We start from the raw sequence: 24,649 nt of genomic DNA on the forward strand, positions 1-24,649 counted from the left end.
GCTTACACTGTGGCCTTTCCGGATTTTTCATCGGTGGCCCCATCCTCTTTCTCGTCGAGGGTCTTCGGGCGAAGCCTGAAGAGGATCAGTACCGGTGCTGCAATATAAATGGAGGAGAAGGTTCCGACGGCAACGCCGAAAAGCATGACGAGGGCGAAGGAGCGGATGACCTCGCCGCCGAAGAGGTAGAGCGCAAGCAGCGCAAGCAGCGTCGTGGCAGACGTCAGGATCGTGCGCGACAGCGTCTGGTTGATCGAGGCGTCGATCAGGATCGGTAGCGGCATCCTCCTGAAGTGCTTCAGGTTTTCGCGCATGCGGTCGTAAACGACGACGGTGTCGTTCAGCGAATAGCCGACGATCACAAGCAATGCGGCGATGCTCGTCAGATTGAATTCGATCCCGGTGACGACGAAGGAACCGAGCGTCAGGATGACGTCGTGCAGCGTCGCGATGATGGCGCCGACGGCGAACTGCCACTCGAAGCGGAACCAGATGTAGACGAGGATCGCCGCAAGCGAAGCAAGAACGCCGAGCGTCGCCGTCTTCGTCAGCTCGCCGGAAACGGCGGGGCCGACGACTTCGACGCGGCGGAAATCATACTGGTCCGCAAGCTCGCTGCGCACGAGGGTGATTGCCGACTGCTCGGCATTTTCGCCGCCGCCCTGCGCTTCAATGCGGATGATGGCATTTGAGGCATCACGCAGGCGCCTGGCCTGGATATCGCCTATATTCAGTTGGCTCAGCCGCGAACGGATATCCTCAAGATCGGCCGGTCCCTGCTTGGATCTCACTTCGATGACGGAGCCGCCCGTGAAATCGATGCCGAGATTCATGCCAATCGTCGTTACGGCCAGCATGGAAACGAGCGAAAGGGCCGCAAGCGCGGTGAAGCTGTAGCGGCGGATGCCCATGAAGCGGATGTTCGTGCCGTCGAAGAGATCGGTGTGGACGCTCTTCGGCAGATGCTTGAGGCGGCGGTGGCGCACCCAGGCAACGACCAGCGGGCGTGTGAAGAGGAAGGCAGTGAACGCCGTCGTTAGAATGCCGATCGCAAGCGTGACCGCAAAGCCGCGTATCGCATCGCTTCCGAGGTAGAAGAGGATCGCGGCGGCAATCAAGGTCGTGATATTGGCATCGACGACGGTCATAAAGGCTCTGGAATAACCTACGCCGATCGCCTGATCGAGATGCGCGCCGCCTTTGACCTCTTCGCGGATGCGTTCGTAGATCAGAACGGTGGCATCGACTGCAATGCCGATCGTCAGCACGATGCCTGCAACACCCGGCAAGGTCAGCGGCGCTCCCGACAGACTGAGAATCGCAAGGATCATCATGATGTTGACCACAAGCGCAGCGCCGGCAATCACACCGAGGATACCGTAGAACGCTACCATCAGGCCGATCACGAAAACGGCGCCGACAAACCCTGCGACGAGGCCGGAGAGGATGGATCCGGCGCCGAGACCGGGATCGATCGTCCGCTCCTCGACAATCGTCAGCGTTACGGGAAGCGCCCCGGAGCGCAAGATTGCGGCGAGGTCTTCCGTTTCTTCCTGCGAATAGTTGAGCGGTATCTCGCCTCTATTGCCGATGACCGGTTCGCGGATATCGGGCGCGGCAATGACCTGATCGTCCAGGAGGATCGCGAGGGACCGCCCCACATTGTTCTGCGTCAGCTCGGCAAATCGCCTGGCACTCTCGGGATTAAAGCGAAAGGTCAGGATGGAACTGTCTTCGTCGTTGCCAGGCTCGACCTGGAAATCGCTCAGATCGGCCGACGACAGCACTTCCGTGCGCTCTACAAGAAAGGCGTTCGGCGGGTCGTCCTGCGAATAGACGATCCGCGAGCGCGCCGGCACGGTGCCGCTCATCGCATCCTGCGGCGACATGCTGCTATCGATCAGGTGGAAGGAAAGCCGGCCATCCTGGCTCAAAAGATCCTTGAACCGCTGCGGGTCGGCGAGACCCGGCACCTGCACGGACAATCGATCCGGGCCGCGGGTTTGGATGACAGGATCGATCCCGCCTGCCTCGACGGCACGGCGGCCAACGATATCGACCGATTGTGTGAGCGCCGCCGACAGGCTTCGGCCTATCGCCTTGCCGGTGATTTGCAGCGTCAGCTGGCCGTCATTGCCTTTCGAGAGCGTGACGTCGGGATCCCGGGCTCCGGTTGCCGCAGCTATCAGCGGCGTCAGAACGCTGACGGCCCGATCGATCTGGTTCGGATCGGTGATGCGGACCTGAATGGTCTGCCCATTGCCGGCAAGGCCCGTATAGCGAATTCCCGCTTCGCGCAGCCTGCCGCGCACGCTCGCAACGGTGTTTTCGAGCCGCTTCCTGACGATGTCGGATCGCTCCGCCTTCAGCACGATATGCGAACCGCCCTGAAGATCGAGGCCGAGAGCCACCCGCTTGTGCGGTATCCAGCCCGGCAGCGAGACGTCCGTGAAAAGATTTGGGGCGGCGCCGAGCGCCGCCACAAAGACAATGAGCCAGATCAGAACTGTTTTCCAACGGGAAAGATGGAGCATTTCAGTCTCGACACCTCTGATCCGGCTGATCTGCCTGCCGGAATTACGCGGCGTCTGCCTTTACGGGCTCGCCCTTCACGCGAACGTCGGCGATGCCGCTGCGGACCACGCGAACGCGCACGCCTTCAGCGATTTCGACTTCCAGTTCCTTGTCGTCGACGACCTTCGTTACCTTGCCGACGAGGCCACCGGCCGTGACGACCTGGTCGCCGCGGCGGATCGCGCTTAAGGTTTCTGCACGCTTCTTGGCCTGGGCGCGCTGCGGACGGATCAGCAGGAAGTACCAGACGACCATCAGCGGCACGAACAGGATGATCATTTCGAAGCCGGAGCCGAAGGGCGACGCAGCGGCATCCGGTGCGGCCTGGGCAAATGCCGGGGTGATGAACATGGATAAGCTCCTCAACTACGGGCGGCGTATATCCGCCTCTCTTTTTCGGGTGGCCGGACTATAGTTGCGGCAAGAACGAATGCAACAAAAACAGCCTGCGGGCGTACCGATTCCCCTGTCTCATAACCTTTCCGCTGTGGAAAGGCCATGCTACTGCGCGTCGAAACCCTCGGGCGCGCATGCCGCGGCAGGAAATTCAGGAGGACATGCAATGGCCGAAGAATTGAACAGCGTCATTTTGCAGGAGCTGAGGCGGCTTGCCAATGCGGTCGAGCGGCTGGCAGGCCCGGCGCCCGGCGTCAACGACTGGAATGGCGCCGACTGTTTCGTCTGGTCGCCTGCCCGCACGCATCTGCAGCCCGTCGCGCGGCCGAACCGTGTTGCCTTGAAGCTCATCCGCGGCGTCGACCACGTGCGTGACATCCTGCACGAAAACACGGTGCGCTTTGCCGAGGGATTTGCCGCCAACAACGTGCTGCTCTGGGGCGCGCGCGGCATGGGCAAGTCGTCGCTGGTCAAAGCCGTGCATGAGGACGTGCGGCGCGAAAGCGGCGTTTCGCTGAAGCTTGTGGAAGTGCATCGCGAGGACATTGCGAGCCTTCCGACCCTGCTTGATATCCTGAAGGAGGTGCCGCATCGCGTCATCGTTTTCTGCGACGACCTCTCCTTCGACCATGACGATACCGCCTACAAGTCGCTCAAGGCAGCGCTGGACGGCGGCATCGAAGGCCGGCCGGACAACGTGCTTTTCTACGCTACCTCCAACCGTCGCCACCTGCTGCCGCGGCATATGATGGAGAACGAGCAGTCGACCGCGATCAATCCATCCGAGGCCGTCGAAGAGAAGGTATCGCTTTCCGACCGTTTCGGCCTTTGGCTCGGCTTCCACAAATGCAGCCAGGAAGACTATCTCACGATGATCGACGGCTATGCCGAGCATTTCAAGCTGACGCTCGATCGAAAGAAGATGCATGCGGAAGCGCTGGAATGGGCGACCACGCGCGGTGCGCGCTCCGGGCGTGTCGCATGGCAGTACATCCAGGATCTCGCAGGGCGCATGCGCGTCGTGCTCGCCCGCGACTGAGCCGAGCTACGGCTGCTGCAATCGGGTAGGAGGGAGCCTTGCGGCGTCCCTCCTCCCACACCACCGTGCGTACGGTTCCGTACACGGCGGTTCATGTCGCGCTCGGTTTCATGGTCCCCAATGCCCGCCGCCCTACAAGCGCCCAGCCTTATCTCGCGGGTTCCGCCCGCTACCTCCGGCTTAGGCCCTCTTGCGAGGCATCTGCTCAAGGCGGTCGGAAAAGCGGTCCGGCCTCCGTCGACATGTTCGGCCCTTCACCGGTAGCCCAGCCGCTCCGAGGTGCGTTCGCTCTTCGAAGCGCCCAAAGCCTGCTCCATCTCGGCTTCCAGCACTTCCTGCATCATTACGCGGATGATTTCCCGCAGGCCATCGGGATTGGAAACAAGAATGTCTTTGACTGCGGCGCTGACTGTCTTACTTTCCGTCTTGGTCATGGCGACGTTCCTGATCAGGGAATCAGGTGGCTTGAACATCACCAGCTTGCCATGACCGCCCCCATTTCGGAATTTGCAGAACCTTCAGCACACTACCTATGCGCTTCCTGTTCGTCAGGCCGGCACTTTGCCTACAGCTTCCTTCAGACCCCGCCTCGCGGCAACGCCCTTGCTGTTCAGCTAACGGTTCCCATCACCAGGGCCCGCAGAGGACTCTCACCTCCAAGTCATCGGCCGGATACCACCCCGGCCAAACGGTGTTCGCACACCACGCGCCATGCCTGGCGCACAAACGACAAAAGCCCGGCGGTCAGCCGGGCTTTTGCACTTCCCCGAGACGCTTTACCTACTCGAGGAAGGTGATCGGATTGACCGGCGAGGCGTCCTTGCGGACTTCAAAGTGGACCTGCGGTTGCTTGACGCTGCCGCTCATGCCGGAGACGGCGACGGTCTGGCCGCGCTGGATCTTCTGGCCACGGGCGACGCTCAGCGTGTCGGCATTGCCGTAGACGGTCACCGTGCCGTCGTCGTGGCGGATGAGGACGGTGTTGCCGAGCTCCTTCAAACCGTTACCGGCATAGATGACCACGCCGTTTTCGGCGGCCTTGATCGGCGTGCCCTGCGGCACCGAGATGTCGATACCGTCGTTGCGGCTGCCATTGACGTTCGCGCCGTAAGCGGCGATGACGGCGCCGCGCACCGGCCAGCGATATTTGCCGATGCCGGTCGATTCGGGGGCTGCGGAGGCGACATCGGACTTCTTCTCGACTTCGTCGACGGTCTGCGTTGCGACCGGCGCCTGGTAGGCGGCCGGCTGAGCGGACGCCGTTTCAACTGCGGCCGGAGCAGCAGGCTTCGGTTCGGCTTTGGCCGGAATGGACGCAGTCTTCGTCTGATCGGCGGAACTAGAACCGTTCGGGATCGTCAGTGTCTGGCCGATGCGGATCGAACTTGCGGAAAGGTTGTTCGCAGCCTTGAGATCATCGATCTTCGTGCCGGTCGCCTTGGCAATCTTGGCCAGGGAATCGCCCGGCTTGACCGTGTAAGTGCCGCCGCCCGCATTCGGGTCCTTTCCGGCACCGGCCGCAATCTTGCCCGCGGCAGCATCCGCGCTTGCCTGCGACTTGTCGCGAGCAGCGTTTGCGCCCGGCAACACCGCGAGATTCTGGTCCGGCGTCTTCGAAGGCTGCGGAAGCTTACCGGTCTTGGAAAGGTCGGCGGCCTGCGCGGAAGCCTTGGCAGCATTCCTGCCGCCGTTGAAGGTCGGGATGAGGATCGTTTCGCCCGGCTTGATGGCAGCGGCCGACTTCATGTTGTTGACGCGGAGGATTTCCTTTTCGGGAACGCCGTAGCGGTTGGCGAGCGTTGCCAGATTTTCGCCCGGACGCACCAGGACAGCAGGCGCGTTGGCCGCCGACCATCCGGACACCTTCGGCGTCGTGCCTGTCGTCATCGGATCGGGCGCAGCCAGCTTCGGAGCAGCCTGCCTCTGGCGGGGAGCCTGCGAGCCGGAAGGGAACGGCTGCGCCATGGCGATCTGCTTTTCGCGCGACGGCGCGGGGGATGCGCCCGTCGGCGCGGCAAGTTCGGTGCGCTGGACAGAAACTGGAGCAGACGCAAGGCGCGCGCTGGAGCTTGTCGTTCCGGTCGTCGCCGGATAAGGCTGATTCAGTGCGTCATTGCTGGCATTGTATGAGGGCTGAGCCATTCCGGACTGAAGATCGGCGCTCGGGACCGGATCGCCCTGCGAGCCACTCATGTTCCGCCTCGGTACAGAACCCGTCGTCATCTGATCCTGGCCCGACCCGGCAAAGAGGCCGCCGAAGCGGGTCACATCCGAACTGCAGCCCGTTGCGGTGCTTGCCAGCAAGGCAATAAACAAGAGATTGCCGGCCGGCTTTCCGAACTTTGGCGAAACGCTAAAACGCATGACTCGACCCACTCATAACTCAACCATTCGTGGGTATATTAAAGCGCGTTAGTGTTACCACCCGGTTAAAGCGCTGGAATCAGTGCGATTTTTTTGAGGAATTGATAACCATAGTTTTGCGGGTGAGAAATCATAGCCGCCGGACACACTGGAAATGCTCGCCAAAATGGCCTCAGAGCTGGGAAGCCAATCTCGGCACGATGGGCAAATAAGGTACGTCGAAAAGCTCTTCGCGCTCGAAGCGGCTGCCGGTCTTCGTCAGCCGGACCATGCGGCACTGGCCCTCGGAGATCATCAGCGGCGCGATCATCGAACCGCCGGAGACGAGCTGGTCCGCATAAAAGCGCGGCATGGAATTGAAAGCAGCCGTCACCAGAATGCGGTCGAAAGTCCCCTCGCCCTGCAGGCCGTTGCTGCCATCGGCTTGCCGGACGACGATGCTGCGAAGGCCGAGCTGATCCATGCGGCGCTGCGCATTGGCCGTCAGCGTCTTGTAGCGGTCGATCGTCAGCACGCGCTCGGCGATGCGGCCGATGACAGCTGCGGTGAAGCCACTGCCGGTACCCACTTCGAGCACACGCTGACCGGGCTTGACCTTCAGAAGATGCAGGATGCGGACGGCAAGATCGACGCCTTCCAGGAACGAGCCGCACTCGATCGGGATCGTCCGGGTGGAATAGGCGTCGTCGGAAAATTGCGGCGGCACGAAAAGCGAGCGCGGCGTCTGCTCGACGGCAGTCAGGAGATCGATGTCTGAGATACCCTCCGCCCGCAGCCTCAAGACGAGTGCCGCAAAACCTTCCTTCTCGACCAGCCGTGCCGTCAAAACGTCCTACTCCGTACCTGAAAGCGCCCGCGCCACGCGGTCCTTCACGGAATAATCGGTCAGATCCAGTTTCAAAGGTGTTACCGAAATCTTATTATGCTTCAGCGCGTGAATATCCGTGCCCTCTGTAAAGGCGCCGCCACGCTCGCCGAACTTCAGCCAATAATAGGGCAAGCCGCGGCCGTCGGAGCGCGCATCGATCTGCAGGTTGAAGGCGAGCTTGCCCTGGGCTGTGACTTCGGCACCCTGCACATCCTGCGGACGGCAGTTCGGGAAGTTGAGGTTGAGGAAAGTGCCTTCCGGCAGGTCGACCGTCATCAGCCTGTCGAGTAGCGCCGGCGCATGGGCCTCGGCGACCTCCCACGGCACGATGCGCGCGCCGTCGGAATAGCTATAGGCCTGGCTCAGCGCAAAGGAGCGCACGCCTTGCATCGTGCCTTCGATCGCGCCGGCGATGGTGCCCGAATAGGTGACATCGTCGGCGACGTTCGAGCCTGAATTGACGCCCGAAAGCACGAGGTCAGGCTTGATGTCCATCACCTGCTTGATGCCCATGATGACGCAGTCGGTCGGCGTGCCGCGGAGCGCGAAATGCTTGTCGGCCACCTGACGCAGACGAAGCGGCTCCGAAAGGCTCAGCGAATGAGCCAGGCCGCTCTGATCCGTTTCCGGCGCGACGATCCAGACATCGTCGGAAAGGGTGCGCGCAATCCGCTCAAGTGCCGCGAGACCTTCGGCATGGATGCCGTCGTCATTGGTGAGCAGAATGCGCATCGCTTCAGGCCGCCCGTTGGATCTTCGTCAAACCGCCCATATAGGGCAGCAGCGCGTCGGGGATAGTCACCGAGCCGTCCTCGTTCAGGTAGTTTTCGAGCACTGCGATCAGGCAGCGGCCGACGGCGGTGCCGGAGCCGTTCAGCGTGTGAACGAACTTCGTGCTCTTGTCATCCTTGCCGCGATAGCGCGCATTCATGCGCCGCGCCTGGAAATCGCCGCAGACCGAGCAGGACGAGATTTCGCGATAGGCGTTCTGCCCCGGCAGCCAGACCTCGATATCGTAGGTCTTGCGCGAGCCGAAGCCCATGTCGCCGGTGCAGAGCGTCATCGTGCGGAAATGCAGGCCGAGGCGCTTCAGCACTTCTTCGGCGCAGGCCGTCATGCGTTCATGCTCGGCGATCGAGCTCTCGGCATCGGTGATCGACACGAGTTCGCACTTCCAGAACTGGTGCTGGCGCAGCATGCCGCGCGTATCGCGCCCTGCCGAACCTGCCTCAGAACGGAAGGACGGGGTCAGCGCGGTGAAGCGGAGCGGCAGCTTTTCCTGCTCGAGAATCTCACCCGAGACCAGATTTGTCAGCGTTACTTCAGCCGTCGGGATCAGCCAGCGGCCGTCCGTCGTCCTGAAGAGGTCTTCCGCGAACTTTGGAAGCTGTGCGGTGCCGAACACCGCCTCGTCGCGCACCATCAGCGGCGAGCTGACTTCGCTATAGCCATGTTCCGTCGTGTGGAGGTCGATCATGAACTGACCGAGCGCCCGCTCGAGCCTCGCAAGCGGTCCTGTCAGCACCGTGAATCGCGAACCGGAAAGCTTGGCGGCACGTTCGAAATCCATGTAGCCGAGGGTTTCGCCGATTTCGAAATGCTCCTTCGGCATGTGGTTCCAGCGCGGCTTTTCGCCGACCGTGCGAGCGATGACGTTGTCGTGCTCGTCCTTGCCGACCGGTACGTCGTCGAGGGGCACGTTCGGAATGCGCGCCAGCGCGTCGTTGAGCTCGGCCGTCAGCTGGCGGTCTTCCTCTTCGGCCGCCGGCAGCGAAACCTTCATCTCGGCGACTTCGGCCTTCAGCTTTTCGGCAAGCTCGCTGTTCTTCTGCGCCATCGCCGCGCCGATCTCCCTGGAGGCGGCGTTGCGGCGGGACTGCAGGTCCTGCACCTTCTGTACGGCGGAGCGGCGCTTCTCATCGAGAGCTATGAGGCTTTGGGCCAAGGGCTCCGCACCGCGCTTGGCCAGTGCTTCATCGAGCGCCTCGGGATTCTCACGGATCCATTTGATATCGAGCATTGTCGTTCCGGGTCGTTACGAAGGACATGACCCGGCCAAAGCCTGACCGGGCCTCGACCGGATATTTTGCATGCGTTCAGGAGGGAATTTCGGAGAACCGCTCAGACGCTGTCCGTCTTGGCAACGTCCGCAGACCCGTCCGCCTCTTCGACCGCCTGTCGGGACCGCTGGCGCTCCACGATTCGCGCAGCGTAGATGGCAATCTCGTAGAGAAGGATCGTCGGCAGTGCAAGGCCGATCTGGGACATCGGATCGGGCGGCGTCAGCACGGCGGCGACGACGAAGGCGAGCACGATCGCAAACTTGCGCTTCTCGGCAAGCCACTGCGAGGTGAGCAGGCCGACGCGCGCAAGCAGCGTCGTGACGACCGGAAGCTGGAACACGAGACCGAAGGAGAAGACGAGCGTCATGATGAGGCTCAGATATTCCGAAACCTTTGGCAGCAGCGAGATCGCGACATCGCCCTCTCCCGGCGCCTGCTGCATGGTCAGGAAGAACCACATGACCATCGGCGTGAAGAAGAAATAGACGAGTGCGCCTCCAAGCAGAAACAGGACCGGCGATGCGATCAGGAACGGCAGGAAGGCCGCACGCTCGTTCTTGTAGAGGCCGGGGGCGACGAACTTGTAGATTTGCGCGGCAATGATTGGGAAGGCGATCACAAGGCCGCCGAACATCGCGACCTTCACCTGCGTGAAGAAGAACTCCTGCGGAGCCGTATAGATGAGCTGCGCCTTCGTTACATCGAGGCCGGCCCAGCTGACTGCCCATTTGTAAGGGTAAACCAGGGCGTTGAAGAGATGCTTGGCGAAGATGAAGCAGACGACAAAGGCGACGAAAAACGCGCCGATCGCCCAGATCAGCCGCGTGCGCAGCTCCATCAGGTGCTCGATCAACGGCTGCGGCTTGTCTTCGATATCACCGCTCATGCCTCGTCCTTCTTCTTCATCGCCGTCTTCTTCGGAGCGGCTGCAGTCTTCTTTGCCAAAGCAGGCTTTGCTGGCGCAGCCTTTGTTGCTGCGGCCGGTTCTGTCGCGGCGGCGGCGGTCTTTGCAGCAGCCGCACGCTTCGGCTTTGCAGCAGGAGCAGCCCCGGTTGCAGCCCCAGGCAGCGCCTTTTCGGCGGCAGCGCGCGGCTTGCGCACGGCCTTCGGCTTTTCGGCGACGGCTGGTGCGGACGCCGCTTCCGGAGCCGGCGCGACGACAGGCGGCGTTTCGGGCAGGCTCATCGACGGCGCCGGCACGGTAACCGGCGGCGCTTCGGTCTTGTTTTCGACCGCCGTTGCCTTCTGCAGGTCGGCCTTGATGTCGTTGCCCATCTGGCGAAGCGGGTTCATCGCCTCGCGCAGGCTGTTTGCCGGATTAAGCCGCTGCGCATCGCTGATCGTCTGTCGCACGTCATCGAGATCCGCCTCCCGCAACGCCTCGTCGAACTGGGCGCGGAATTCGCCGGCGACCTTGCGGGCACGCTGCGTCATCTTGCCGAAAGCGCGCAGCATCGGCGGCAGATCCTTCGGACCGACGACGACGATCAACACGACCGCGATGACAAGCAACTCGGTCCAGCCAATATCGAACATTCAAGGCTCCTGGAGGGGAAGCGGGGCAAAAGCCACCCGTTCCCGGACTTGTTACTTCGGTTCGTCGGCCTTGTGATCGACGGTCTTCGCCGTGTCCGGCGCTTCTTCGTCGTTGATGCCCTTCTTGAAGCTCTTGATGCCCCTGGCAACGTCGCCCATGAGCTCCGGAATCTTACCGCGGCCGAACAGCAACAGCACGATGACCAGAACGATCAACCAGTGCCACATGCTAAAAGAACCCATTACGCATACTCCCTGTTGCGATCTTTCTTCGATGTAAGAGTTTCCGACATCGTTTCCAATATCGAAACTCCCCTTGAATTGACGCTTAATGTCACGGCTTCGCCCATAATGACAAGTCGTCCGGGTATCGAATTATAGTGATCTCTATTGTTTTCGTCGTCGGTGTCAAAACAAAGACCGGATGACACTAATCTTCGGAGGCGCCGCCGGGCGCGAGAAGGCCCAATTCCTCAAGGTCCACCTGCGTGATCGGATCCTCGTCCTCGGTCAGTTCGTCGCTCATCAAGGGCGATGGGATGTTGAAATTCGCGGGAATGCGGCCGGAAAGAAGGCCGGCACCCTTCAGCTCCTCCAACCCGGGCAGGTCGCGAAGTTCCTCGAGGCCGAAATGATCAAGGAAATCGCGGGTCGTGCCGAGCGTCACCGGCCGGCCGGGCGTGCGGCGGCGGCCGCGGAAGCGCACCCAGCCTGCTTCCATCAGCACGTCCAGCGTGCCGCGTGAGGTTTGCACGCCGCGGATGTCTTCGATCTCGGCGCGGGTGACCGGCTGGTGATAGGCAATGATCGCCAGAACCTCAAGGGCGGCACGCGACAGCTTCTTGACCTCGTTGTCGTCGCGGCGGATGACGAAGGAGAGATCGGCGGCGGTGCGAAAGGCCCAGGCATCATCCACCTGGATAAGGTTGACGCCGCGCGGCGCATACTGCTCCTTGAGCCGGAGCATGACGGCGCGAACGTTGAAATTTCTCGGCAAGCGATCGGCGATGAAGGCTTCGGAAACCGGCTGCGAGGAAGCAAAGACCAGGGCCTCGGCGATGCGCTCGGCCTCCATCTCCGCCTGGAAATTCTCGTGGAAAGCGCCCTCGCCTTCACCACGGCCGATATCGTCTCTGGAATCCATCAAGCGGGCCTCTCCTGCTCGACGACCTGCAGGGTCGCATGCTTCGGTCCCCGGCGCATATAAAGCGGCTCGAAGGCGGCGTCCTGTCGGATCTCCAGCTTGCCCTCGCGTACGAGTTCAAGCGAGGCGGCAAAGGCGCTGGCGATTGCCGTGACGCGCTCTTCCGGCGATGCCAGATAACGCAGCAGGTAATGCTCCAGCACCGTCCAGCCGCCGATGTCGCCAATCATGCGCGTCAGCAGTTCGCGGGCATCGGTCAGGGACCAGACGGTGCGGCGCGCGATCGTGACCTGGGTCACCGCCTGGCGCTGGCGGAGCGACGCATAGGCGGTCAGGAGATCGTAAAGGCTTGCCTCGTACGCGGATTTTTGCCGGTCCGGAATATGCTCAGGCGCGCCGCGGGCAAAGATATCACGGCCGAGACGGTTGCGGTTGACGAGCCCGCTTGCAGCCTCGCGCATGGCTTCGAGGCGTTTCAGGCGGAAGGCAAGCGTTGCGGCCATCTCCTCGCCGGAGGGACCGTCGTCCTTGACCTGCTGTGGGATCAGCAGGCGGGACTTGAGATAGGCGAGCCACGCCGCCATCACGAGATAATCGGCGGCAAGCTCGATGCGGATGCGGCGAGCGGTTTCGATGAACTGCAGATACTGCTCGGCAAGCGCCAGCACCGAAATGCGCGAAAGATCGACCTTCTGGTTGCGGGCGAGGTAGAGGAGGAGATCGAGCGGGCCTTCGAAGCCGGCGACGTCGATCACCAGCGCCGGCTCATGGCTCGCGCGGTCGGCACCATTGTCCTGCCAAAGCGTGTCCATCGGCGTTGCCGCCGCCTGTGTCCACTCTGTGCCTTTGACCGTGTTCACCTCTGCCTCTCTTCCATCGCTCAGACGGTTGCGAACATTCCGTCGAATTCGGCGCGGATCGCCGCCTCGTCCGCCTGGTCGACTCTTGGGAAGCCCGCCAGCACGGCATTTGCCCGCTCCAGCGCGGCATGCGCCAATACCGGCGTGTTTGCCACGACCTGCTGCATCTCGTCCATATGGCCGTTGCAATGCAGCACGATATCGCATCCGCCTGCAATGATATTTGCAGCCCGCTCACCGATTGTCCCGGCCAAGGCGTTCATCGACGTATCATCGGAAAGCAACAGGCCCTTGAAACCGATGCGCTTTCGGATCACGCCGTCGATCAGCTTGCTGGAGGTCGTCGCCGGATTGTCCGGATCGATCGCCGTAAAGACGACGTGGCAGGTCATTGCCGCAAGCTCGTCCTTCATGGCGATGAAGGGGGGGAAGTCGTGCGCTTCCAGTTCATCGCGCGAGACCGTGACAACCGGCAGTTCGTGGTGGGAATCGGCAAAGCCGCGGCCGTGGCCCGGCATATGCTTCATCACCGGCAGCACCCCGCCGGCCTTCAGCCCCTCGGCCGCGGCACGCCCCATATCGGCGACGGTTTTCGGATCGCCGCCATAGGCGCGGTTGCCGATGACGCTGCTGCTGCCTTCGACCGGCACGTCGAGAACAGGCAGGCAATCGACATTGATGCCGAATTTGAGAAGATCGAAGGCGTGCAACCGCGACATCAGCCATGCCGCGCGCAACCCCTGCTCGCGATTGCGCCGGTAGATATCCCCGAGCGCCTGGCCGGAGGGATAGTGCTGCAGGATCGGTGGGCGGATGCGCTGCACGCGACCACCTTCCTGATCAATCAGCACAGGCGCGTGCCAGCCGACGCTTTCGCGCATTTCGGCGACGAGATCGGCGATTTGCTGCGGTTCGGAGATATTGCGGCCGAAGAGGATGAAGCCCCAGGGCCGCTCAGCCTTGTAGAAGGCCTTTTCTTCAGGGGTGAGTGACAGGCCGCTACAGCCCAGGATCATCGCTTTTGATTCGGTCATGTCCGAATCATAGAGGCCTGTCGGGGAATTGCGAGTAAGGTCAAGCGCCATTCACAGGAAAGCAGCACACAAAAAAAGCGGCGGGACATGCCCGCCGCTCCGGATCAAACGATCAATCGTTTACTTCGAAATCAGGCAGCTGCCTCCGGCTGAGCGATATTGCTGGCAAAGGGCTGCGGCCTCGTCCTTCGAGCCGGCCGGGATCCGGACGCGGTAGAACGTGCCTTTACCGGCGATTTCGGCCTTTCGGATTTCAAAGCTGCGGCCGCCGAGAACGCTTGCAAACTTCTTCGACAGGCTCGCATAGGATTTGTTCGCCTCTGCTTCGGACGGCAACGACGCGATCTGCATGCCGTATCCGCCAGCCGGTGCAGCCTGCTGCGGCTTGGCAGCGGCAGGCTCGACGGATGCCACTTCAGCCGGCTTCGGCTGCTGTTCGGCCGGGCGGACATTGCCTCTTTCGGTCACGGTGCCGACGACATCGACCGGCTGCTCGGCCGGACGGGCCATCGGTACCGGCGCCGTATCGGCAGGCTTTTCAGCGGCGGGCGGTGCCTGAACCGGAGGGACAGGCTGATCGAACTTTGCATTTGCCGGATCTGCAGCGGCAACCTTTTCCAGGGTAGACGTGGATGGCTGCTGAGCGGCGGGCAGCGGCGCGACGGTGGTCGTTTCAACAGGCGTCGCGCGGATATCGGCGGAGGCGACTTCGTTGCTCGCCGGGAAGCTTGCCGCCGAACCTTTAGAGGCCGTCACAGCGGCAGGCGGCTGAACGGCGGGCTCTTCAACCGGTGCGGCAGGCTCTTCGCGGGCAACCAGCGTTCCGTCCGGCTTGACGATCATTGTGCGAACCTTGCGCGGTGCAACGGCCGGCGGACGATCGCCATCGGGGCCCTCCTCGGTCGCAGCACCGTTCTGCGCCGTGTCCTCGTTCGGAAGCAGACGCGGGTCCTGCGTATCGCCGACCGGCGTACTTGCCGGATTATCGGCGATGGGTCCGTCGTTGTCTTCCGGCAGAACTTCGGGCGTCAGGGTGCGCTGAACGACATCGACGGGCTCTTCGTCGGATGAAACGAGCGCCTTCTGCTTCGGCGCTTCGGTGGCACCGGCAACGCGGTCATAGACCGCCTTGTCCTGGTTTGGCACAGTCTTGCCGCCCGGATTTTCCGGGACGATCTTGACCGGTTCCTTGTCGGCCACGATCACGCGCGGTTCGCCGCCAGCAATGCCGAGGCCGCCGTCGGTAACAACCGAATAGACGCCGTAGGCACCGCCGGCGAAGACGACGATCAGAGCGGCAGCCGCAAGCAACCGCTTCATGGAACGGGCGCGGCCCATGTCCTCGGCCTCGGCCGCGGATTGGATACGGACCTCGGCCGGCGCTTCGGCGCGGCGAACGGGTTCACGAACGCTGCGGCGGAAATCCTCCTCGAGCGCACGCTCGAATTCGTCAAGTCCGCCGGCCGACTGCGGCCGAGCCGCCACCGGCGCTGCTGCAACAACGGCAGCGGCTGCTGCAGGAGCCCAAGCGGGTGCCGCTTCTGGAGCCCAAGCAGGTGCCGCCGCAGCCGGTTCCTTTTGGACCGACGTTTCGAAGAGGCTTGCAATTTCCGCGTCGACGTCGAAATCGAAGTCGTTTGCCGGCGCAGCCGGCGCCGGCTGCTCGACGGGCGGCAGCGACGGCACATGCATGTCCTCGACAGTCTCGGGATGATGGTCGGCCTCAGCAATCATCGAGGCATCGAAGGGCAGATCTTCATCGGCATCGGCTGCAGCGGTCACGCTCTCCACGGCTGCGGGATGCGGCCCATCGTAAAGCGAAGCGGCAGCAACCTGCCCGACTGGCCGCGCGACAACCACGGCAGGCGGCGCTGCCGTAACGACAGGAGCAGGTTCCGGCGCCTTTGCAGGCTCGGCAAAATCTAGATCGGCGAGTTCGAGTTCGATGCCTTCGAGATCGAGTTCGAAATCGTGGCCGGCAAACGGATCTTCGCTGTCAGCATCCTGCTTGGCAGGTGCGGCCACAGCGGGAACTTCGGCGGCGGCAGCAGCAGCAACAACCACTGGAGCGGCGACAGGTGCAGCAGCAACGGGCGTGACGACCAGCGGCTCCCACTCCTCGAAAGGTGCCGCCTTCGGCTCCTCGGGCGCAGAGGCCGCGCGCTGAGGAACCGGATAACGGGAGACGTCCGCCAGCAGATCATCGAAATCGAAGGCGATCGGCTGATCTTCGGGAGGTGCTTCAGTCAGCGCGGCGTCCGCCTGTACGACGCCTTCCGTTGCGGCAGCAACCAGATCGAAGGGTTCAGCTTCAACCCGCGGCTCCATCGCAACCGGCGCCTCCACCGGCGCAAGCATTGCCTGGGTTGGCGCTTCATCCATGACCACTTCGTCATGGCGATCGAGTTCGGCCGGAAAGCCCTGCGGAGCAGCCGTTTCGAATTCCTCGGCCGGATCAAAGGCGACCGGCTCCATTACCGGCTCGGGCTGGATCTGGATACCGGGCTGAACATGCGCAACAGGCTCGGGCTGCTGTTCGGGAGCGGCGACCGCCTCGACAGGCGCAACGGCTTTTACGGGCGCTTCAACCGGCTCGTCGCGGCGGGCGGCATGGAAGTTCGCAAGCGGAAGCTTGATGCTGGCAGCCGACCACTGCGGCGCCTTGGCAGGGGCTGAAGCCTGCGGAATTTGAACCGTGGGACCGCCGATCGAGAGCTCGAGCTCCTCAATCAGATCGCGGGCGCCACCGAAAACCGGTTCGGACGCCTGGGGCGCGACCCAATCGGCGGCGGAAAGGACCTCGGCCTCCTCCCCGGCGGGCGATGCGGCAGCCGGCGGATCGACAGGCTCCGGCTCGACGATGGCCTCGGCTGCGGGATAGTCATATTCCTCGGCGGCAGGTTCGGCCGGACGATCGAGGCCGGCGAGCGGACGCGGAGCGTCGAAACGCTCGAATTCGCGAAGAAGCTCGTCCTCGAGATTGAATGCCGGCTCCTGCCGGGGCACGTCAGCAACCGTATTGGCGGCTATGCGCGGCTCGAAGCCTACGATACGCGCAAGCTCAGCCAGCGGATCGCCTTCATCGAAAAGCTCCGTCTTCTTTCGCGTATCATACGCCAGTTGTTTGTCAGCCATACTCATCCCACCCGTAAACCCACGCGGTCAAATGCCAGCGCAATGTGGGGAAATGGTGACGTTATCGCATTTCATCCGGTGCGGCAGTGCCTGTAATGGCGAGTCCCGACTTCAAAACCGAAGCGACAGCATACACCAGCCCAAGTCTGGCAATACTCGATTCTCGGTTCTTATCGTTAACAAATCGTAAGTCCGTTTGATCTTTACCTTTATTCCAGTGCGCATGGAAGAAACTTGCGAGATCATACAGGTAAAACGCGATGCGATGGGGCTCTTGCGACTGTGCCGCAGATTCGACGATGCGCGGGAATTCTGCAACCTTCGCAACCAGCTGCAATTCCGTGGGATCGTAGATGCCGGAGACCGCTTCCGCAAGGTCTGCGGGCGATAGGTCAAGATCCGGAAACGCCTCCTTCGCCTGGCGGAAAACCGACATGCAGCGGGCATGCGCATACTGCACGTAAAAGACCGGATTGTCTTTCGAATGTTCCGTTACCTTGGCGAAATCGAAGTCGAGCGGCTCGGAGTTCTTGCGGTAGAGCATCATGAAGCGAACCGAATCGCGGCCCACTTCCTCGACCACGTCGCGCAGCGTCACGAAGTCGCCGGAGCGTTTCGACATCTTCACCGGCTCGCCGTTGCGATAGAGCTTCACGAGCTGGCAAAGCAGAACGGTGAGCTTCGATTTTCCTTGGGAAACGGCGCGGGCAACGGCCTCCAGGCGCTTCACGTATCCGCCGTGGTCGGCGCCGAGCACATAGATCATTTCGTCGAAGCCGCGATCGAACTTGTTCTTGAAATAGGCGACATCCGCGGCGAAATAGGTGTAGGAGCCATCCGACTTGATAAGTGGGCGATCCATGTCGTCGCCGACTTCCGTCGAGCGGAAGAGCGTCTGCTCGCGGTCTTCCCAGTCTTCGGGCACCTGGCCCTTCGGCGGCGGCAGCGCGCCCTTGTAGACGAAGCCCTTGAAGGTCAGATCATTGATCGCGGTGCGGATCGCGGCAGCGCCGGCATCATGCAGCATCCGCTCGGAAAAGAAGATGTCGTGATGCACGTTGAGAGCTGCGAGATCCTCGCGGATCATCGTCATCATCGCGGCGATCGCGCGATCCTTGACGATCGGCATCCACTGCTCTTCCGGCATGTTGTGCAGCCGCACGCCATAGTCGCCAGCAAGGGACTTTCCGACCGGGATCAGATAATCGCCCGGATAAAAGCCGGGCGGGATATCGCCAATGCTTTCGCCGAGCGCTTCGCGGTAGCGCAGGAAGACCGAGCGCGCCAGCACGTCGATCTGCGAGCCTGCATCGTTGATGTAGTATTCCTTCTCGACGGCATAGCCGGCGAAGGCAAGCAGATTAGCCAGCGCGTCTCCGACGACGGCGCCGCGGCAATGGCCGACATGCATCGGGCCGGTCGGGTTTGCCGAGACATATTCGACATTGACCTTCTTGCCGGCGCCAAGCTTCGAGCGGCCGTAGTCGGTTCCAGCCGCGATGATCGAAGCAAGCAAGCGCTGCCAGTAGCCGATGGAAAGCCTGATGTTGATGAAGCCGGGACCGGCGACGGAGACGTCGGCTACGTCGGCATCTTCTTTCAACTTGGCGATGATGATTTCGGCGAGCGCGCGCGGATTGGTCCCCAGCGGCTTTGCCAGCACCATCGCGGCATTGGTCGCGACATCGCCGTGGCTTGCATCACGCGGCGGCTCGACCGCGATGCGGCCGAAATCGAGCTCGGATCGCTTTTCCTTGACGATATCAATCTGTTCAAGGGCGTTCTTAATCCTGGCTTCGAAGTCGGTAAAAAGGTTCATCGCACTCTTCCATGCATAGGCTCTGCCGCAGCTCTTGCCGCGGCGCCCGCTGCCTATCGCAAATCCGGAGTGCGGTCAAACAATCGCCTGTGGGCGCTGATTGCATAGGTGTCGGTCATGCCCGCCAGATAATCGCCGACATGGCGGGCTTTCGGCGCATCGGCAAGGCCGGCAATATGATCGACCCAGTAATGGCTCTGCATCTCTTTCGGATTGGCCATGTAGGCGGCGAAAAGATCGGTGACGATCGTTGCGGCGCCTGCGCGGATGCGCATGATGTCGGGATGGCGGTAGATGCGCTTGAAGAGCATCTGCTTGATCTGCCTGTCGGTCTGCGACATCGCCTGCGAGAAGGTTGCGATCACCTTGCCGGCCTCGCGTACATCCTTGACGCTTTTCGGCTTCACCTCAGTCAGGCGCTCCTGGGCGACGGCAATGACATCTTCGACCATGCGCGTGATCTGCCGGCGCATGATCTCATGCGTGAACCGGCTCTTCTCAAGATGGGGGTAGCGCGCGCGGACCTCGGCCATCAGTCCGGCGAGGAAGGGAATTTCCTCCAGCATCTCGAACGTCAGGTAGCCCGAACGCAGACCATCGTCGATGTCATGGGTGTTATAGGCAATGTCGTCGGCGATCGCTGCCACCTGCGCTTCGAGGCTGGCGAAGGTCGCAAGTTCGAGGTCGTGGATTTCGCAGTAATCGAGGATCGGCTGCGGCACCGGCCCGCGCGTGCCCTGCCCGTCCTTCGTCAGCAGCGGCCCATTGTGCTTCACGAGGCCTTCGAGGCTCTCCCAGGTCAGGTTGATGCCGTCGAATTCGGCATAGCGCCGCTCCAGCTTGGTGACGATGCGGAGCGACTGGGCGTTATGGTCGAAGCCGCCATAGGGCAGGAGCACCTCGTGCAGCGCGTCCTCGCCGGTGTGGCCGAAAGGCGTGTGGCCAAAGTCGTGGACGAGCGCCACGCCCTCCGCCAGGTCCTCGTCAAGCTTCAGGGCGCGCGCCAGGGCACGGGCGATCTGGGCGACCTCGATCGTGTGCGTCAGGCGCGTACGATAATGATCGCCATCCTGCGCGATGAAGACCTGCGTCTTGTGCTTCAGACGGCGAAAAGCCGTCGTATGGACGATGCGGTCGCGATCGCGCTGAAATTCGGAACGCGTCGGGCTGCAGCTTTCGGCATAAAGCCTTCCGCGCGTCGTCCAGGGGTCTGCCGCATAGGTTGCCCGCTCGCCATTTCCAAAACCCAACGCCTGCCTGTCGATCTTCATTTTTCACCGTCATTCAACATCGCGCAGCACCTCGCCCATTGACGCCGCATCGCGCTCTTCATACCTATAGCCAACATAAACGGCAAAGAGGCGCTTTCTTAACTGCTTTGCCGAATAATGCGTTCCGACAACGCATGTGGTAAATTCTTTTGATATCAGCCGTTTGACGTTTCATCGGCCAGTATCAATTCTCTCCGGATCTTGACCCCGGCAGGAGGAAACATGACGGATACAAGTGTAACCCTTTCCGACGCGGCGGCAAAACGAATCGCGGCGATCGTCGGTGCCGAAACCGGCAAGAACGCGCTGCGCGTTTCCGTCGAAGGCGGCGGCTGCTCGGGTTTTTCATACAAGTTCGATCTTACCGGCGATGCCCGGGACGATGACATCGTCATCGAGAAGAACAACGCCAAGGTACTGATCGACAGCCTGTCGCTGGTCTATATGGCAGGCTCGGAAATCGACTTCGTCGACAACCTTCTCGGTCAATCCTTCCAGATCAAGAACCCGAACGCGGTTGCAAGCTGCGGCTGCGGCACCAGCTTCTCGATTTAAAGCTTGCCTGTCTATCCACATCGAACCGGCCGAAGTATCCCTTCCGGCCGGTTTATCGTCTTGTCCGCACGTGGGACGGCACGATAAAAGATCAGGCACGAAGCCGCAAAAGGAACAACCTATGAAGATCGCGACCTGGAACATCAACGGCGTCAAGGCGCGCATCGACAACCTCACGCAATGGCTCAAGGATTCCGATCCGGACATCGTCTGCCTGCAGGAGATCAAGACGATCGACGAGGCTTTCCCGCGGCTCGAGATCGAGGCGATGGGCTATCACGTCGAAACGCATGGCCAGAAGGGTTTCAATGGCGTTGCGATCCTTTCCAAGACCACGCCGGACGAGGTGAGCCGCGGGCTGCCGGGCGATGCTCTCGACGAGCAGGCGCGTTTTCTCGAAGCCGTGTTCTCGATCCCCGGCAATCGCGCCCTTCGCGTCTGCTGCCTCTATCTGCCGAACGGCAATCCCGTCGACACCGAAAAATATCCTTACAAGCTCGCCTGGATGGAGCGGCTGCGCCAATTTGCGGTCTCGCGCCTCGCCTATGAGGACGTCTTCATCCTCGCCGGCGACTACAACGTGATCCCCGAACCGCACGACTGCTTCGATCCGAAGGTCTGGGAAAGCGATGCGCTCTTCCTGCCGCAAACGCGCGAGGCCTTCCGCAGGCTCGAAAATCTCGGGCTTACCGATGCCGTCCGCACCTCGAGCGACGCCGTTCAGCTCTATTCCTTCTGGGATTACCAGGCCGGCGCCTGGCAGAAGAACAACGGCATCCGGATCGATCACCTGATGCTTTCGCCGGAGGCCGCCGATCACATGACGTCGGTGGCGATCGAAAAGCATGTACGGGCCTGGGAAAAGCCGTCCGACCACGTTCCGGTCGTCGCCTATTTCGACTTCGCAGCTTAAGGTCGCAGATTAATCGCTGCCGGTCGCGATCTTGTGGGAGAGCGAAACAGCCGTGCGGCGATCACCTTCGGTCGCGACCGAGAAGGCCTGCTCCTGCAGCGATTCCATCCAGCCGCAATCCTTCGGCTTGCAGCGGTCGAGCGCCGCCGTCATCAGCGCCAGGCCGCGTGCCGACTGGCCTTCCTGGAAAAGAATATTGCCGAAGACCGACATGGCCCCGGGGTGGCCGCTCTTGCGGGCCTGGTTCAGCCACTTCTTCGCCTGCTGCGGACTGCGCGTGCCGCCGTCGCCCGACAGCATCATCTGCGCGAGCTGGAACTGCGCTTCAGCGACGCCGAAGGTCGATGCGACCTGGAAATAGAGCTGGCGGGCCTGGCTGAGATCGGTCCGCACCGGGCTGCCGGGAATGCCGTGCTTGTAATAGTTGGCGAGCGACAAAAGCGCGTTGATGAAGAAGCCGGTATCTTCGGAGCCGGGCTCCACGCCCTGCTGGGCGATTTCACTGTATATCTTGAAGGCTTCGAAATCGTCCTGGGCGACGCCATCGCCGTCGGCATACATATTGGCGAGCGCCCAGCGCGAACCGGTATGGCCCTTTTCGGCGGCGTATTTATAGGCTTCGATGGCCTCTTCCTTCTGGCCGCTCTTATAGGCCTTGAAGCCGAACTTGAAGAGATCGAAGGGACCGGATTCCTTGGTGACGCCTGCATTGATATCGAATGCCTTGGCCGGGGAGGATATCGCCGCCGAAAGCGCGATAGACAGCCCCATAAGCGTAAATCTGAAAAGTCTGAACTCGGATGTCAGCATTTCACTCGGTTTCTTTCGCTTCCATCGCAGACCGCCATGGCAGCATATACTCCGCTGCCCGGCTTCCCGGCGTATTCCTCCAGGCGAGCGATCCCGCGGCGGGCTCAATGGCCCCTTTGCCCGCGTCGCATCCAGCCTTCGGCCCTTCTTCGAGAGCCTGAATTTTTTGCGCATCGCGATAGACCACCCGCGTTCCGGCCTGGTCCGCCTGCAATGCCTGCGGCGTCATTCCTGCGGAGCGAACAAGCGTCCTTCCGCCTTTCGAATATTCGTAAACACCAAATGTGACCAAACCGGTGCTGGCGTGATCGCGGTGCCTGCGTGCGGCGACAATGGACGCCGTATCATCGGGGGAAAGACAGCTTGGGTGCGTGACTTCTGAGTGAATTTTTTGGGCGGAATCGCCTTGCGGGAAAAGCTGAATCGCACAAGAAGCGGCATCAAAGCCGGCGCTCATACGCACTTTGCCCGTCGCGGAAAAAACTCGACCCATCTTGCTTCTTAAACGTACCCTACGCCTGCCATTCCCTCGCCCGCAAATATCGCTGCGCCCTGTTTGTGGCGGGAAATGGACAAATTCGCCCCGCCGGCATGATATGCGAACTGTCGTAAAAATGTGTTGCTGAATCGTCACAAAATGAGATGACTTGGAGCAAGGTTAATACGGCGGGCGCAAAGAAAAGCCCGGCGTTTTTGCCGGGCTCTTCTACTTCGTTGATGCAAGATCAGAATTTGATTTTGAGGGTGGTGGAAATTGCTGCCACCAAATCGTTTCCAAAAGTATAGGAGACGTCGTCGCCGATGGTCTGCCCTTGATAGGTAACCGCTCCGGATTCCCCGCTGGTCAGGATACCCAGTGCGCCGGAAAGGCGAAACTCGACGTTTTCGTTCGGCGTATATGAAGCGCCGGTACCCAGCAACCAGGTATCAGTTTGCGTCCCATAGCCGTGGCTTGTTCCGCGGTCCCAGGTCAGGCTGACAGCGCCGCTCCAATGCTCGTTGAATTTATGTCCAATCCCGCCGCTGATCGTCCAGCCATCGCGATAAAGAAGATCGAGACTGGTGCACGGCTGCGCTGCCGTGCCACCCCCTGCGGGGCAGAAATCCAACACCTGAAGCTGGCTCCAGTCCGTCCATTTCACGGAGCCGAACGCTAGCCAATCCGGCGCGATACCGCTCTGAATTTTTAGTTCCAGCGAATCCGGCATCTTCGCTGTACCGAAGACGTCATAAAAATTTACTGGTGCAGGTCCACGCACATTCCGCAGGTCGATCGTGCCGGCTATGTCACCTAGATCAACTTCACTATTGTAGACGAGGCTGGCGCGTAATGCGTATTCGGGGATCTCATACGCTATGCCCGTTCGCCAACCCCAACCATCTCCCTCAAGCTCGAGGCGACCGATACCCGAAAACGGAATGCCCGTGCCTGTGAAATCCTGAACAAGCCGTTCTTTAAAACCATCTACCTCTTGATAAAATGCGCCCCCGATTAAGCGGAGCTGGCCGGGACCCAAGTCGAATTTGTACGAGCAGGTACCGGCATAATTGTGGCTATTAACCTTCGTTTCTATGTTGTAATTAGCGCCTGCCCAGTTGGTGCCTGGTTTCGTATGAGCGCCCCAAGGTTCGGAATAGTCGGCCAAGCAATCAAAAACCTCATACGGCGAAGCTTTGATGCCGATGCGAGGAACCCAGTAACCTTCGCTGTCGTCCGCACTGTCAGGGCGATAATTGAGATCACCGCCGCCGAGGCCGGTCGGCACAGGAGGAAGCGCGGTTGTAGTGTCCGTATCCCTCACATTCTTCAGTTCGCGTTGAGGAGCGACATAAGTCGCCGCTGCTTCAGAAGCAAAGCGCGAAGGATCAAACAGAAGATCGATATTATACCCGCCGCGCTCCAGCCCGCCCGCAAACGATGGCGAGGCGATGGACGAAAGGACGGCGAGCGATGCTACGCCTTTGAAAAACATACGAGATGCCAACTGTGTCTCCCCCACTAAAGCACTCCAATGGCGGCAGAGTGCAGGCGATCGTGATAAATGGCAACTTGCGCCTTCTTGCAGCCACAATGCGGGAGAGGTGTTAAATTGACGTAAGGAATTGACGGGCACGTCAATGTTTTTTGTTCATAAAATTTTATCCTAATACCCTAATCATTTATGGGTATTTTTGGACTGTCATTCCACACATCGGGTGATCTGTATCAATCTGACAACAGTCGTGATTTTCGCCCCGAGAGGGCAGTTCATTTCATAAATTCGCAAA

The 24,649-nt window shown here is 61.2% G+C and carries 21 protein-coding genes and 1 pseudogene; 3 read left to right on the top strand and 19 right to left on the bottom strand.

All coding sequences use genetic code 11. The annotated features are described in order from the left end of the window. Positions 1–2 precede the first annotated feature (2 nt). The gene (gene secDF, locus ACZ9DP_RS25970) at positions 3–2,534 is read right to left on the bottom strand and encodes a protein translocase subunit SecDF (RefSeq protein WP_476203992.1); all 2,532 of its coding nucleotides are present in this window, start codon (positions 2,532–2,534) and stop codon (positions 3–5) included. 43 nt (positions 2,535–2,577) lie between these two features. Then, positions 2,578–2,925: a preprotein translocase subunit YajC gene (gene yajC / locus ACZ9DP_RS25975; RefSeq protein ID WP_022715367.1), complete on the bottom strand. Its 348-nt coding sequence runs from the start codon at positions 2,923–2,925 to the stop codon at positions 2,578–2,580. A 211-nt stretch (positions 2,926–3,136) separates the two neighbouring features. Between yajC and ACZ9DP_RS25980 the strand changes: the two genes are divergently transcribed. After that, positions 3,137–4,009, top strand: coding sequence for an ATP-binding protein (locus ACZ9DP_RS25980; RefSeq protein WP_194729569.1), 873 nt, complete (start codon positions 3,137–3,139; stop codon positions 4,007–4,009). A gap of 257 nt (positions 4,010–4,266) precedes the next feature. Here the strand turns inward: ACZ9DP_RS25980 and ACZ9DP_RS25985 are convergent. The 14 genes and pseudogenes from ACZ9DP_RS25985 to ACZ9DP_RS26050 all read right to left on the bottom strand — a co-directional run. Beyond that, positions 4,267–4,443: pseudogene (locus ACZ9DP_RS25985) on the bottom strand (transposase); the annotation flags it as partial. Positions 4,444–4,789: 346 nt separating this feature from the next. Next, entirely contained in the window at positions 4,790–6,373 is a 1,584-nt protein-coding gene (locus ACZ9DP_RS25990) for a peptidoglycan DD-metalloendopeptidase family protein (RefSeq protein WP_476203993.1), read from the bottom strand. A 172-nt stretch (positions 6,374–6,545) separates the two neighbouring features. Next, the gene (locus ACZ9DP_RS25995) at positions 6,546–7,199 is read right to left on the bottom strand and encodes a protein-L-isoaspartate(D-aspartate) O-methyltransferase (protein WP_074067785.1); all 654 of its coding nucleotides are present in this window, start codon (positions 7,197–7,199) and stop codon (positions 6,546–6,548) included. Positions 7,200–7,205: 6 nt separating this feature from the next. Beyond that, on the bottom strand, positions 7,206–7,973 hold the full coding sequence (gene surE / locus ACZ9DP_RS26000) for a 5'/3'-nucleotidase SurE (protein WP_476203994.1): 768 nt from the start codon (positions 7,971–7,973) through the stop codon (positions 7,206–7,208). A gap of 4 nt (positions 7,974–7,977) precedes the next feature. Further along, a complete protein-coding gene (gene serS / locus ACZ9DP_RS26005) occupies positions 7,978–9,261 on the bottom strand; it encodes a serine--tRNA ligase (RefSeq protein ID WP_476203995.1) in 1,284 nt (427 codons plus the stop codon). A gap of 101 nt (positions 9,262–9,362) precedes the next feature. Beyond that, positions 9,363–10,190 (bottom strand): twin-arginine translocase subunit TatC, encoded by an 828-nt coding sequence (tatC, locus tag ACZ9DP_RS26010; protein WP_194729565.1) that lies wholly within the window; start codon positions 10,188–10,190, stop codon positions 9,363–9,365. After that, complete coding sequence (tatB, locus tag ACZ9DP_RS26015) at positions 10,187–10,840, bottom strand: Sec-independent protein translocase protein TatB (protein ID WP_476203996.1); 654 nt, start codon at positions 10,838–10,840, stop codon at positions 10,187–10,189. Before tatB ends, tatC begins: the two co-directional genes overlap by 4 nt. A gap of 51 nt (positions 10,841–10,891) precedes the next feature. After that, positions 10,892–11,083 carry a twin-arginine translocase TatA/TatE family subunit gene (locus ACZ9DP_RS26020; RefSeq protein ID WP_074067775.1) on the bottom strand — a complete coding sequence of 64 codons (192 nt, stop codon included), beginning with the start codon at positions 11,081–11,083 and terminating at the stop codon, positions 10,892–10,894. A gap of 187 nt (positions 11,084–11,270) precedes the next feature. Then, positions 11,271–11,984 carry an SMC-Scp complex subunit ScpB gene (gene scpB / locus ACZ9DP_RS26025; protein WP_476203997.1) on the bottom strand — a complete coding sequence of 238 codons (714 nt, stop codon included), beginning with the start codon at positions 11,982–11,984 and terminating at the stop codon, positions 11,271–11,273. After that, entirely contained in the window at positions 11,984–12,844 is an 861-nt protein-coding gene (locus tag ACZ9DP_RS26030) for a segregation and condensation protein A (protein WP_476203998.1), read from the bottom strand. Before ACZ9DP_RS26030 ends, scpB begins: the two co-directional genes overlap by 1 nt. Before the next feature lie 20 nt (positions 12,845–12,864). Further along, positions 12,865–13,878 carry a beta-N-acetylhexosaminidase gene (nagZ, locus tag ACZ9DP_RS26035; RefSeq protein ID WP_476203999.1) on the bottom strand — a complete coding sequence of 338 codons (1,014 nt, stop codon included), beginning with the start codon at positions 13,876–13,878 and terminating at the stop codon, positions 12,865–12,867. A gap of 120 nt (positions 13,879–13,998) precedes the next feature. Then, the gene (locus ACZ9DP_RS26040) at positions 13,999–17,013 is read right to left on the bottom strand and encodes an SPOR domain-containing protein (protein WP_476204000.1); all 3,015 of its coding nucleotides are present in this window, start codon (positions 17,011–17,013) and stop codon (positions 13,999–14,001) included. Between the two features lie 61 nt (positions 17,014–17,074). Beyond that, the gene (gene argS, locus ACZ9DP_RS26045) at positions 17,075–18,832 is read right to left on the bottom strand and encodes an arginine--tRNA ligase (protein ID WP_476204001.1); all 1,758 of its coding nucleotides are present in this window, start codon (positions 18,830–18,832) and stop codon (positions 17,075–17,077) included. A gap of 53 nt (positions 18,833–18,885) precedes the next feature. Further along, the gene (locus ACZ9DP_RS26050; RefSeq protein WP_074067765.1) at positions 18,886–20,103 is read right to left on the bottom strand and encodes a deoxyguanosinetriphosphate triphosphohydrolase; all 1,218 of its coding nucleotides are present in this window, start codon (positions 20,101–20,103) and stop codon (positions 18,886–18,888) included. 222 nt (positions 20,104–20,325) lie between these two features. Between ACZ9DP_RS26050 and erpA the strand changes: the two genes are divergently transcribed. Together erpA and xth are read left to right on the top strand one after the other, a co-directional pair. Further along, positions 20,326–20,658, top strand: coding sequence for an iron-sulfur cluster insertion protein ErpA (erpA, locus tag ACZ9DP_RS26055; RefSeq protein ID WP_022715352.1), 333 nt, complete (start codon positions 20,326–20,328; stop codon positions 20,656–20,658). A 121-nt stretch (positions 20,659–20,779) separates the two neighbouring features. After that, the gene (xth, locus tag ACZ9DP_RS26060; protein WP_194729560.1) at positions 20,780–21,571 is read left to right on the top strand and encodes an exodeoxyribonuclease III; all 792 of its coding nucleotides are present in this window, start codon (positions 20,780–20,782) and stop codon (positions 21,569–21,571) included. Positions 21,572–21,580: 9 nt separating this feature from the next. Here xth and exoR read toward each other — a convergent pair whose 3' ends face one another. The 3 genes from exoR to ACZ9DP_RS26075 all read right to left on the bottom strand — a co-directional run bounded on the left by exoR (position 21,581) and on the right by ACZ9DP_RS26075 (position 24,366). Continuing rightward, entirely contained in the window at positions 21,581–22,381 is an 801-nt protein-coding gene (gene exoR / locus ACZ9DP_RS26065) for an exopolysaccharide production regulator ExoR (RefSeq protein WP_022715350.1), read from the bottom strand. A gap of 1 nt (position 22,382) precedes the next feature. Further along, positions 22,383–22,838 carry a hypothetical protein gene (locus ACZ9DP_RS26070; RefSeq protein WP_074067760.1) on the bottom strand — a complete coding sequence of 152 codons (456 nt, stop codon included), beginning with the start codon at positions 22,836–22,838 and terminating at the stop codon, positions 22,383–22,385. Between the two features lie 268 nt (positions 22,839–23,106). Continuing rightward, positions 23,107–24,366, bottom strand: a complete 1,260-nt coding sequence (locus ACZ9DP_RS26075) for an OmpP1/FadL family transporter (protein ID WP_476204002.1) — start codon at positions 24,364–24,366, stop codon at positions 23,107–23,109. Between the last annotated feature and the right edge of the window lie 283 nt (positions 24,367–24,649).

Source organism: Rhizobium sp. USDA 4016, from assembly GCF_056279705.1.

What these genes read in the sequence shown, in the direction of transcription:
- secDF (WP_476203992.1), bottom strand. Translation starts at nt 2,534, where the DNA reads ATGCTCCATCTTTCCCGTTGGAAAACAGTTCTGATCTGGCTCATTGTC.
- yajC (WP_022715367.1), bottom strand. Translation starts at nt 2,925, where the DNA reads ATGTTCATCACCCCGGCATTTGCCCAGGCCGCACCGGATGCCGCTGCG.
- ACZ9DP_RS25980 (WP_194729569.1), top strand. Translation starts at nt 3,137, where the DNA reads ATGGCCGAAGAATTGAACAGCGTCATTTTGCAGGAGCTGAGGCGGCTT.
- ACZ9DP_RS25990 (WP_476203993.1), bottom strand. Translation starts at nt 6,373, where the DNA reads ATGCGTTTTAGCGTTTCGCCAAAGTTCGGAAAGCCGGCCGGCAATCTC.
- surE (WP_476203994.1), bottom strand. Translation starts at nt 7,973, where the DNA reads ATGCGCATTCTGCTCACCAATGACGACGGCATCCATGCCGAAGGTCTC.
- serS (WP_476203995.1), bottom strand. Translation starts at nt 9,261, where the DNA reads ATGCTCGATATCAAATGGATCCGTGAGAATCCCGAGGCGCTCGATGAA.
- tatC (WP_194729565.1), bottom strand. Translation starts at nt 10,190, where the DNA reads ATGAGCGGTGATATCGAAGACAAGCCGCAGCCGTTGATCGAGCACCTG.
- tatB (WP_476203996.1), bottom strand. Translation starts at nt 10,840, where the DNA reads ATGTTCGATATTGGCTGGACCGAGTTGCTTGTCATCGCGGTCGTGTTG.
- ACZ9DP_RS26020 (WP_074067775.1), bottom strand. Translation starts at nt 11,083, where the DNA reads ATGGGTTCTTTTAGCATGTGGCACTGGTTGATCGTTCTGGTCATCGTG.
- scpB (WP_476203997.1), bottom strand. Translation starts at nt 11,984, where the DNA reads ATGGATTCCAGAGACGATATCGGCCGTGGTGAAGGCGAGGGCGCTTTC.
- nagZ (WP_476203999.1), bottom strand. Translation starts at nt 13,878, where the DNA reads ATGACCGAATCAAAAGCGATGATCCTGGGCTGTAGCGGCCTGTCACTC.
- ACZ9DP_RS26040 (WP_476204000.1), bottom strand. Translation starts at nt 17,013, where the DNA reads ATGGCTGACAAACAACTGGCGTATGATACGCGAAAGAAGACGGAGCTT.
- argS (WP_476204001.1), bottom strand. Translation starts at nt 18,832, where the DNA reads ATGAACCTTTTTACCGACTTCGAAGCCAGGATTAAGAACGCCCTTGAA.
- ACZ9DP_RS26050 (WP_074067765.1), bottom strand. Translation starts at nt 20,103, where the DNA reads ATGAAGATCGACAGGCAGGCGTTGGGTTTTGGAAATGGCGAGCGGGCA.
- erpA (WP_022715352.1), top strand. Translation starts at nt 20,326, where the DNA reads ATGACGGATACAAGTGTAACCCTTTCCGACGCGGCGGCAAAACGAATC.
- xth (WP_194729560.1), top strand. Translation starts at nt 20,780, where the DNA reads ATGAAGATCGCGACCTGGAACATCAACGGCGTCAAGGCGCGCATCGAC.
- exoR (WP_022715350.1), bottom strand. Translation starts at nt 22,381, where the DNA reads ATGCTGACATCCGAGTTCAGACTTTTCAGATTTACGCTTATGGGGCTG.
- ACZ9DP_RS26070 (WP_074067760.1), bottom strand. Translation starts at nt 22,838, where the DNA reads ATGAGCGCCGGCTTTGATGCCGCTTCTTGTGCGATTCAGCTTTTCCCG.